Source organism: Pseudooceanicola lipolyticus, from assembly GCF_002786325.1.
GTDB classification, from domain to species: Bacteria; Pseudomonadota; Alphaproteobacteria; order Rhodobacterales; family Rhodobacteraceae; genus Pseudooceanicola_C; species Pseudooceanicola_C lipolyticus.
The window spans coordinates 1-5,066 of the sequence record NZ_PGTB01000218.1; the positions used below are offsets into that span (position 1 = coordinate 1).

General features: G+C 65.3%; 5 protein-coding genes and 1 pseudogene. 2 read left to right on the plus strand and 4 right to left on the minus strand.

Annotated features, from left to right (window positions below; genetic code table 11):
• The 3 genes from ligA to sciP all read right to left on the minus strand — a co-directional run.
• The coding region (gene ligA / locus CVM52_RS23460) for an NAD-dependent DNA ligase LigA (RefSeq protein ID WP_240621056.1) at window positions 1-1,669 on the minus strand (1,669 nt) is incomplete at its 3' end.
• A 159-nt stretch (window positions 1,670-1,828) separates the two neighbouring features.
• A complete protein-coding gene (gene ctrA, locus CVM52_RS23465) occupies window positions 1,829-2,545 on the minus strand; it encodes a response regulator transcription factor CtrA (protein ID WP_100164762.1) in 717 nt (238 codons plus the stop codon).
• A gap of 99 nt (window positions 2,546-2,644) precedes the next feature.
• Complete coding sequence (gene sciP / locus CVM52_RS23470) at window positions 2,645-2,923, minus strand: CtrA inhibitor SciP (protein ID WP_100164763.1); 279 nt, start codon at window positions 2,921-2,923, stop codon at window positions 2,645-2,647.
• A gap of 126 nt (window positions 2,924-3,049) precedes the next feature.
• On the opposite strand from sciP, the gene mnmA reads away from it, so the two are divergent.
• The gene (gene mnmA / locus CVM52_RS23475) at window positions 3,050-4,195 is read left to right on the plus strand and encodes a tRNA 2-thiouridine(34) synthase MnmA (protein ID WP_100164764.1); all 1,146 of its coding nucleotides are present in this window, start codon (window positions 3,050-3,052) and stop codon (window positions 4,193-4,195) included.
• A complete protein-coding gene (locus CVM52_RS23480) occupies window positions 4,188-4,688 on the plus strand; it encodes a GNAT family N-acetyltransferase (RefSeq protein WP_240621055.1) in 501 nt (166 codons plus the stop codon). The genes mnmA and CVM52_RS23480 overlap by 8 nt, the downstream gene beginning before the upstream one ends.
• Here the strand turns inward: CVM52_RS23480 and CVM52_RS23485 are convergent.
• A pseudogene (locus CVM52_RS23485) lies at window positions 4,664-5,066 on the minus strand (lipid-A-disaccharide synthase); the annotation flags it as partial. The gene CVM52_RS23480 and the pseudogene CVM52_RS23485 overlap by 25 nt on opposite strands.

A 5,066-nucleotide genomic window follows, 5' to 3' on the forward strand; every position in this document is an offset into this window, starting at 1 on the left:
GCTGCGCCCGCGCGGCGGGCCGCGCAGTGTCGAGCGCGGCGGTCAGCGCCGCCCAGTCGCCGTAGTGCAGCGCCAGGTCACGCCCCGCCACCTCGCCCACATGGCGGATGCCCAGGGCAAAGATCAGCCGCGCCAGCGGGATGCGGCGTTTCTCGTCGATGGCGGCAAACAGGTTGGCGGCCGATTTCTCGCCCCAGCCCTCGCGGTTCTTCAGCTGTTGCAGGCCGCTGCCGAACCGATCCTGCAGGGTGAAGATATCCGCCGGTTCGGCGATCCAGCCATCGCCGTGGAACTGTTCGACCTGTTTCGCGCCCAGCCCCTCGATATCGAAGGCGGCGCGCGAGACGAAATGTTTCAGCTTTTCCACCGCCTGCGCCGGGCAGATCAGCCCGCCGGAACAGCGGCGCACCGAATCGCCCTCTTCCCTCAGTGCCGGGCTGCCGCATTCCGGGCAGGTGGTGGGAAACCCATAGGGCTGCGACTCGGCCGGCCGCTTGGACAGGTCCACATCCGCCACCTTGGGGATCACGTCACCGGCGCGATAGACCTGCACCCAGTCGCCGACGCGGATATCCTTGCCGTCGCGGATCGGCTCACCGCGCGAATCGCGCCCGGCGATGTAATCCTCGTTATGCAGCGTCGCGTTGGACACCACGACACCGCCCACCGTCACCGGGGTCAGCCGCGCCACCGGTGACAGCGCGCCGGTGCGGCCGACCTGGATGTCGATCGCTTCCAGCCGGGTCCAGGCCAGTTCGGCGGGGAACTTATGCGCGATGGCCCAGCGCGGCGTGGTCGAGCGATAGCCCAGCCGCTGCTGCAGCGCGATCTCGTTGACCTTGTAGACGACGCCGTCGATGTCATAGCCCAGCGTCGCGCGCTGCGCCTCGATCCGGGCATAATGCGCCAGCATCTGCTCGGGGCCGTCGCACAGCGCGGTCAGCGGGTTGGTGACGAATCCCAGCGCCGCCAGCCGTTCGATCGCCGCCATCTGGGTCTCGGCCAGCGGTTCGGAATGCTCGCCCCAGGCATAGGCAAAAAAGCGCAGCGGTCGGGCGCGGGTGATGGCCGCATCCAGCTGGCGTAGCGATCCGGCGGCGGCGTTGCGCGGATTGGCGAAACTCTTGTCGCCGGCCTGCTCCTGGCGCTGGTTCAGGGCGGCGAAATCGGCGTGGGACATATAGACCTCGCCGCGCACCTCCAGCACCTCGGGCGCGCCCTTCAGCTGCACCGGAATGTCATCGATGGTGCGGGCATTGGCGGTGACGTTTTCGCCCACCGCGCCATCGCCGCGGGTGGCGGCCTGCACCAGCCTGCCCTGTTCATACCGCAGCGACAGCGACAGCCCGTCGATCTTCGGCTCCGAGGTATAGGCCAAGCGCGCCTCGGCCCCCAGCCCCAGATATTTGCGAATGCTCTGGTCAAAGCCGCGCACGTCGTCGTCTTCGAAGGCATTGCCCAGCGACATCATTCGCACCGCGTGGGCGACCTTGGCAAACCCCTCGGCGGGTTTCGCCCCCACCTGGTCGGATGGGCTGTCATCGCGTTTCAGGTCGGGAAAACGCGCTTCGATGGCCAGGTTGCGCTGCTTCAGCCGGTCGTATTCGGCATCCGCGATCTCGGGCGCATCCTGCCGGTGATAGGCGTCATTGGCGCGCGCCAGCAGCATCGCCAGGCGTTGCAGCTCGTCCCGCGCCTGCGCTTCGGTCAGGTCATCCACCTCGATCTCTTGGCTCACCGCATCCGCCCCGCACCTGTTCGCCGACAAGTGATAGGGCGCTGCCCCGACGAGGTCCAGATCCCGCGCCGGCGCGGGACGCGGGTGCGGTCAGGCGCCCATGGCGATCCGCTGATCCGGCAGCTGTGCGCCCTGCGGGTCGCGCAGCACATAGCCGCGCCCCCAGACGGTTTCGATATAGCTTTCGCCGCCGGTGGCGCGGCTGAGTTTCTTGCGCAGCTTGCAGATGAAGACATCGATGATCTTCAGCTCGGGCTCGTCCATGCCGCCATAGAGATGGTTCAGGAACATCTCCTTGGTCAGGGTGGTGCCCTTGCGCAGCGACAGCAGCTCCAGCATCTGGTATTCCTTGCCCGTCAGGTGCACCGGCTGGCCATCGGCCTCCACCGTCTTGGCATCCAGGTTCACCGCGATGCGGCCGGTATGGATCACCGATTGCGAATGCCCTTTCGATCGGCGGATTATCGCGTGGATCCGCGCCACCAGTTCCTCGCGATGGAACGGCTTGGTCAGGTAATCGTCGGCGCCAAAGCCGAATCCCTTGATCTTGTTGTCGGTATCGTCGGCGCCGGTCAGGATCAGGATCGGCGTTTCGATCCGCGACAGCCGCAACTGGCGCAACACGTCATGGCCATTCATATCCGGCAGATTGAGGTCAAGCAGGATCAGATCGTAATCATAGAGTTTGGCCAGATCGATGCCTTCTTCGCCTAAATCAGTGGCATATACGTTCAGGTTGGCATGGGTCAGCATCAATTCGATGCTTTTCGATGTGGTCGGATCGTCTTCGACAAGCAATACGCGCATGAAATTCGGCTCCGCCTTTCCCCAGGTCCCGTATTACATTAACCGTGGACAATAAAAGTTAATCGGCCGTTACCATTTCCATTAATGTGACATTGGAAACTAGATCTGTCGATATTTTTTCACGGTTGTCGCTTTCAACGCCTCTTCGCCGTGATCTGCGACCGCCGAAACCCATCCCATGAATTCCTCGTCGCTGAGGGCATACAGCTCGATCGCGCGCTCGCGCGAGATCAGGCCATACAGCACGCCGCGCACCACCGAGGCCTTGCGCGAGGCCACCCAGCGCCGGGTGCTCGGCGGCGGCAGGTCGGCCTGGGTCATCACCGTTCCGTCCGGCAGGGTCACGGCGCGCGGCCCATCGATTTTCTTCAGATACATGGGTGATCCTTCGCTTTTCCCGCCAGATTGCCGCAACAGGCTTAACGAGGGGTGAAACCGGCCCTTGTGACTGCCTCGTATTTTCCTATATTCTGCCGGTCTCATCCCGCTCAGGAGCTGTCGATCATGGCGCTGGACCACACCCCGCCGCTGAATTCGCTGGGTTTTGCCAAACCACCCGCCGAAACCCGGGTGGTCGTTGCCATGTCCGGCGGCGTCGACAGTTCGGTGGTGGCCGCGCTGCTGGCCGACCAGGGCTATGATGTGGTGGGCGTCACGCTGCAGCTGTATGACCATGGCGCGGCGCTGGCCAAGAAAGGCGCCTGCTGCGCCGGAATCGACATTCACGATGCCCGCCGCGTGGCCGAGGAACGCGGCTTTCCGCATTACGTTCTTGATTATGAAAACATATTCAAAGATGCGGTAATTGATGAATTTGCAGATAGTTATCTGGCCGGCGCCACCCCGGTGCCCTGCATTCGCTGCAATGAACGGGTTAAATTCAAGGATCTGCTTGAAACTGCTAAAGATCTGGAAGCCGATTGCATGGCAACCGGGCATTATATTCAGCGTAAGGATGGCCTTGGCGGGCCGGAATTGCATTGCGCCGCCGATGCCGCGCGCGATCAGTCCTATTTCCTGTTTTCCACAACCCCGGAACAGCTGGATTTCCTACGCTTTCCGCTCGGCCACCTGCCCTCGAAGGATGCGACGCGCGCGCTGGCGGCGCAATACGGGCTGGCGGTGGCGGACAAGCCCGACAGCCAGGATATCTGTTTCGTGCCCAATGGCGATTATGCCAGCGTGATCGAAAAACTGCGCCCCGGCGCCGGCGAGCCGGGCGAGATCGTGCATGCCGATGGCCGCGTTCTGGGCCGCCATCGCGGGGTGATCCATTACACCATCGGCCAGCGCCGCGGCCTGGGCATCGGCGGGCTGGCCGAGCCGCTCTACGTGGTGAAACTCGATGTCGACGCCTCGCGCGTCGTGGTCGGCCCCAAAGAGATGCTGGCCACCCGCACCGTGCCGGTGCGCGAGATCAACTGGCTGGGCGACGCGCCGATGATGTCGCGCCCGGAATGGCCGATCTCGGTCAAGGTCCGCTCGACCCGGCCACCGCGCGAGGCGATCCTGCGGCCGCTGTCGGACACCACCGCCGAGGTCGAACTGCTGAACCCCGAGGAAGGCGTGTCGCCGGGGCAGGCCTGCGTGTTTTATGAAACCGGCGGCAGCCGCATTTTCGGCGGCGGCTGGATCTGGCGCGGTGCCTGACCACCTGGCGACGGCGCGGCTGACCCTGCGCCCGCTGCGACAGGCCGACGCGCCAGACCTGCACCGCTTTTTCTCCGATCCCATAGCGATGCGCCATTTCGGCGCGGTCCACCACGATCTTGCCGAAAGCGAGGACTGGGTGCGCAGAACCCTGGCCGCGCCGCCGGAGAGGACGCGCGAATATGCCATCCTGCGCGCCGGTCGGGTGATCGGCAAGGCGGGGATCTGGGCAGCGCCGGAACTGGGTTACTTTCTGCAACGGTGCCATTGGGGCCAGGGCCTGATGCACGAGGCGCTGACGGCGCTGTTGCCGCGTCTGTTTGCCGACCTGTCGCTGCCCCGGATCACCGCCGATGTCGATCCGCGCAACCCGGCCAGCGCGCGGGTTCTGGAGCGGCTGGGCTTTCACGAAACCGGCCGCGCCCGCAACACGATCCAGATCGCCGGGGAATGGACCGACAGCGTCTATTACGCGCTGGAGGCGCCGGTCTGATCCAGCCGGTTCAGCACCGCGCGGGCGGCGCGCAGACCCGGCGGCTCACCGCCCTGCCCCAGCCGCTCCATCGTCAGCCGCATCGCCTCGGCCTGGGCCTGCGGATGCGTCCGCACCTCGGCCAGCCGCGCAGCGATCAGGTCCGGGGTGCAGTCGGGGCCCAGGCATTCGGGCACGGTGCGGGTCTCGCTGACCAGGTTGACCAGCGTCACCGTGTCCAGCCGCACCATCCGCCGCATGATCATCCAGCTGAGCCAGTGCAGTTTATAGGCGATCACCATGGGCGTCTGCGCCGCGGCCAGCTCCAGCGACACGGTGCCCGAGGCCGCCAGCGCCAGCGCTGCGGTGCCGAAGGCGGCGCGTTTCCGCGCGGCCGCG

Bases quoted from the DNA above. Each gene is read 5' to 3' on its own strand.
- sciP (WP_100164763.1), bottom strand. From the start codon at position 2,923: ATGTATCTGAAGAAAATCGATGGGCCGCGCGCCGTGACCCTGCCGGAC.
- ctrA (WP_100164762.1), bottom strand. From the start codon at position 2,545: ATGCGCGTATTGCTTGTCGAAGACGATCCGACCACATCGAAAAGCATC.
- mnmA (WP_100164764.1), top strand. From the start codon at position 3,050: ATGGCGCTGGACCACACCCCGCCGCTGAATTCGCTGGGTTTTGCCAAA.